The sequence below is a fragment of the Klebsiella sp. C239 genome (assembly GCF_048822715.1).
Taxonomy (GTDB): domain Bacteria; phylum Pseudomonadota; class Gammaproteobacteria; order Enterobacterales; family Enterobacteriaceae; genus Klebsiella; species Klebsiella quasipneumoniae.
Map to the genome: position 1 here is coordinate 1 of NZ_JBMEZK010000032.1, position 3,621 is coordinate 3,621.

General features: G+C 56.4%; 5 protein-coding genes and 1 pseudogene. 2 read left to right on the forward strand and 4 right to left on the reverse strand.

Features of this window, described 5'->3' with window-relative positions; translation table 11 throughout:
* Window positions 1-393: IS66 family transposase (locus ACOI6Z_RS27330; RefSeq protein ID WP_142916677.1), on the forward strand; the 393-nt coding region annotated here is incomplete at its 5' end.
* Between the two features lie 250 nt (window positions 394-643).
* Here the strand turns inward: ACOI6Z_RS27330 and ACOI6Z_RS27335 are convergent.
* The 3 genes and pseudogenes from ACOI6Z_RS27335 to ACOI6Z_RS27345 form a co-directional block, all read right to left on the reverse strand.
* Window positions 644-1,207, reverse strand: a complete 564-nt coding sequence (locus ACOI6Z_RS27335) for a chlorite dismutase family protein (RefSeq protein ID WP_001097412.1) — start codon at window positions 1,205-1,207, stop codon at window positions 644-646.
* A 23-nt stretch (window positions 1,208-1,230) separates the two neighbouring features.
* Entirely contained in the window at window positions 1,231-1,605 is a 375-nt protein-coding gene (locus ACOI6Z_RS27340; RefSeq protein WP_001348195.1) for a cupin domain-containing protein, read from the reverse strand.
* A gap of 189 nt (window positions 1,606-1,794) precedes the next feature.
* Window positions 1,795-2,231, reverse strand: a pseudogene (locus tag ACOI6Z_RS27345) (IS66 family transposase); the annotation flags it as partial.
* A gap of 292 nt (window positions 2,232-2,523) precedes the next feature.
* Between ACOI6Z_RS27345 and ACOI6Z_RS27350 the strand changes: the two are divergent.
* The gene (locus ACOI6Z_RS27350; protein WP_009486461.1) at window positions 2,524-2,811 is read left to right on the forward strand and encodes a thermonuclease family protein; all 288 of its coding nucleotides are present in this window, start codon (window positions 2,524-2,526) and stop codon (window positions 2,809-2,811) included.
* Window positions 2,812-3,426: 615 nt separating this feature from the next.
* On the opposite strand, the gene ACOI6Z_RS27355 is transcribed toward ACOI6Z_RS27350, so the two are convergent.
* Window positions 3,427-3,621: hypothetical protein (locus ACOI6Z_RS27355; RefSeq protein ID WP_026005916.1), on the reverse strand; the 195-nt coding region annotated here is incomplete at its 5' end.

Consider the following 3,621-nt stretch of genomic DNA (forward strand, 5'->3'; position numbering starts at 1 on the left):
CTTGCCGATGCGCTGCATCAGTGGATGCTGGCCCATCGCCAGAAAGTGCCGGATGGCTCCGGCACGGCCAAAGCCCTGGATTACAGCCTCAAACGTTGGGAAGCGCTGACGCGCTACCTGGACGATGGCGCTGTGCCCATCGACAACAACTGGGTGGAAAACCAGATCCGACCCTGGGCGCTGGGGCGCAGCAATTGGCTGTTTGCGGGTTCACTGCGCAGTGGTCAACGTGCGGCTGCGGTCATGACCCTAATACAGTCAGCGAAGCTGAATCGGCATGATCCCTATGCCTACCTGAAGGATGTGCTGACTCGCCTGCCGACACAGAAGAACAACGCCATCGACGAGCTATTGCCCCACAACTGGAAACCGGCCATACCTAACAAGGTGTAGGCCGGACGTGTATGGAGAGCCTTCTTCGAAAGCTGGACAAGGTGCCAACTCTAGACGGCAGGATATGCCCTGGGAGATCGATGAGAGAAAGAGGAGGCCATAAGTAGAAAATTTCCCAAGCGACTGGTGGCTCGCTAGGCATACGTGTCGTGTTACTCCTAAGTTATTAGACACACTAGATTTTCCGGGCTTTGCTGGGCTGCGGGTGTCGCAGGTGTATGCCGCACGGAGATCGCAGTTAAACCTGATACTAGGCCGGCTCATGCACTAGCCGGATGTCGATTTCTCTGTCGACATACTTCCACTCCACCGAGGCCCGGAGTTCGGCCAAAAGCCTGTTAAAGCCCGGCTCATCAGACGGGGAATATTCGAACCACGTCAAGAAGTCGAAGGGTTCGCTCTCGCCCAGGTCCCGACAATGGTGGAGACGACGGGCCACAGCAGGGAGATATTGGAGCCCAATGTGAATGTGACGGGACTGCTCCTCAAAAATCTTCCGGCGTTCGTCTTGAGCCAGTCCCCACCATGAGGGGTTTTTCCGGATAGGGATCAGGGCGGCACAGGTGGCCTCTGCTCGACCCAAACTTGGCTGCTTCGCCACGAGACGATCCTTCTCTTCACGCACGACATAACGCTCGTTACTCGTTATCCCGCGAAGAAGCCATTTGGTGCCCAAAGGCTGCGGCGAAACAGAGCCAGCGGCTACGTCGAGCCGGGGGATTCCAGGGAGAGGGGCTCCCGCCACGGCATCCATCCGAACAACGCGCCAAACACCCGTTTCTCCACCAGCGAACGTAAATAATCGTGTATTCATCAGTTTCCTCTCAGGCCTTTCGCCTATTTCTCAGCCAACGCAAAACCGGCATTGCCCGGCGCAACCACTGAAACAAATATAAAAGGTTCGGGGCCAGAGTTCATTGCACCATGTACCTGCCCAGGTTTTGCGATCGCAATATCTCCAGCTTTAAGATGAGTGACTATGCCGTTACCTTGATGATATTCGGCTTCACCTGAGATAACCGTCCAAGTATCTTGGCCGTGAGGATGTACATGGGAAGCTATTTCCTGCCCAGGGTGGGCGTGCCAAACAACGACGACAGAGTCATTGGTTTCCAGAACAACCGAACGAATCGGTTCGCCGTTAGACGGACGAACATATTCATCCACCGAAAAAATCCGCGATTCAGTTTCTGCTCTCATGTTCACACCCATTTAAAACTGATTGGACACGTACTCTAAACGCAACTGCGCCTGGACAGCACATGAAGATATGTACCTAAGCGCCCTTCGGGAAAACTATGCTCTGGCGCACAGAGACCGTCAATACTCCGTCGTGGGTAGGCATGACATAACGGGAGGAGACGGGCGACGCTTTGGTCATATGTACATGAGAAGGTGGCTCGCCCGCTCGGCAGGGTTGTTGTCGATGGGCAGGTGTCCCCCTTTCGATGTAGCGGATCAGCTTTAACCAGTTGCTCGCAAGGCAATTGATTGCTTGCCCAAGGCACTTTGACGACGTGACCTGGGGAGGGGTTTTGTCCAGCCTAGCTTTCAGTTGCTCCAGGAAAGCCTGGCTTTGCGACTGGCGCGTCTGGTATCGCTGGGCATCGCCCGCCTCTTCCATGTCGCGCTCGATGCCGTAGAGCTTGTTGATAAGAGTCAGTGCCATCTCCGCTCGGCCGATCTTGCCCTTGGATTGAGTTTTCTGATGAACTTGCGCCGCGCATGCCCAGCAACCTATACGCTCGACGCCTTTCTGCCTCCAGGAGGCGCTGCGGCACCTCCTGGGTACGGCTAGCGGTGTAATTGAACAGGATGACCGGAAGATTTGGTGGGCCACCGCGATCTCCTCAGTAGCTATAGCCAAACAGGTTGGGTATGAGAAGTTCAAGGGGGGGCGAGCAAAGCCCCCGTTCCAATTGATTCTCTATTCCACACAAATGGCGATATAAGCCGGCGGGTGATGACGACCCTGGAAGCTCTGGCATCGAGAGTGGATGTCTACTCCATCGACGAGGCGTTTCTGGATCTGACCGGAATCGACCGGGTGGTAAGCTTCGAGCCTTTTGGTCGGCAGGCGATTTGGCTCAAGGTGGAATCACCGGACGGTTACGATACAACGGTCAACGCTTGCGCCTGCTGTCGATTGACACCCCGGAAACCTACAAGCCCAGGTGCGACGCCGAGCTGACGAAGGGCCGCGAGGCAACCGCACGCCTCCGCGAACTGGTTGCCAACGCTCAGCGCATCGAGGTTGTCGATTCCGGCCAAGCCGACAAGTACGACCGCCGCCTTGTTCACCTGCTGATCGACGGGCGGGACGTGGGGCAAACCCTCATGGCCGAGGGGTTAGCCGTTGAGTGGAGGCCCGGCCCGAATGCGTGGAGGGAACGCCGTCGCCACTGGTGCGGATACTGATCGCTTTTCAGCTTGAGCCAGGAGCGCCCCGCCGCAGTGATCGGCACTTGTGTCGATCCGAGGAGGCGCAAGAGCCACAAGCCCCTGATAGGACCACGTAACGCGGCCATGCCACTAGAGCACGGCCGCTTTTTTCTTTTAAAAACAAAAATATAAAAAAATCCTGTTGCTTGAGCCGGTGGTATTGTGGGCAACTGCCGACCTGTTGGCAGGGTGGGGGCAACCGCTCGCGGTTGTCCCTGGCCTGTCAATGGGGAACCGCGAAGCGGTTAGGCAGGTATCCGGCTTGCCGGATTGTCCATAATTCCACGGGCTGTTTTCCCCAGGGCTACACGTTTTATATATGTTTTTTTTGTTTTAAAGAGTTTTAGGGAATCAGAAGGCAAAATTTACCTTCATTATCAGTTGCTTATAGAACCCCTCGGTGGGTAATAGACGGTTTCCGGTGGGTAATAGACGGGGTTGGGTGGGTAAACGACGGAACCGGGTGGGTAATAGACGGACTATCCACAGGCTGGATCGCCGGATCGATCCCCTCCCGTCTATTACACACCCGCCTTGCGCAAACCCTGACCAGTAGTCGCCTCGCGCTCCGTCTATTACACACCGCCGCGCTTAGTATTCGCCTGGGTCCAGTGGGGGGAGAACCCCGGAGCTGCTGACGACTTCCCCGCGTTGCGGACGCTCGACCGTCTCGCCGGGTTTCAGCGGATAGCGCCGCAGCACTCGCCCGTATTCTTCGCTCGCCCGCTTTGCTTCCACGCGCACGCGGCCAGACTCCGAGTTGACGCAGTTCAGGTAATTTTCTGT

Coding starts and splice junctions, on each gene's coding strand:
- ACOI6Z_RS27340 (WP_001348195.1), bottom strand. CDS start 1,605: ATGGGTGTGAACATGAGAGCAGAAACTGAATCGCGGATTTTTTCGGTG.
- ACOI6Z_RS27335 (WP_001097412.1), bottom strand. CDS start 1,207: ATGAATACACGATTATTTACGTTCGCTGGTGGAGAAACGGGTGTTTGG.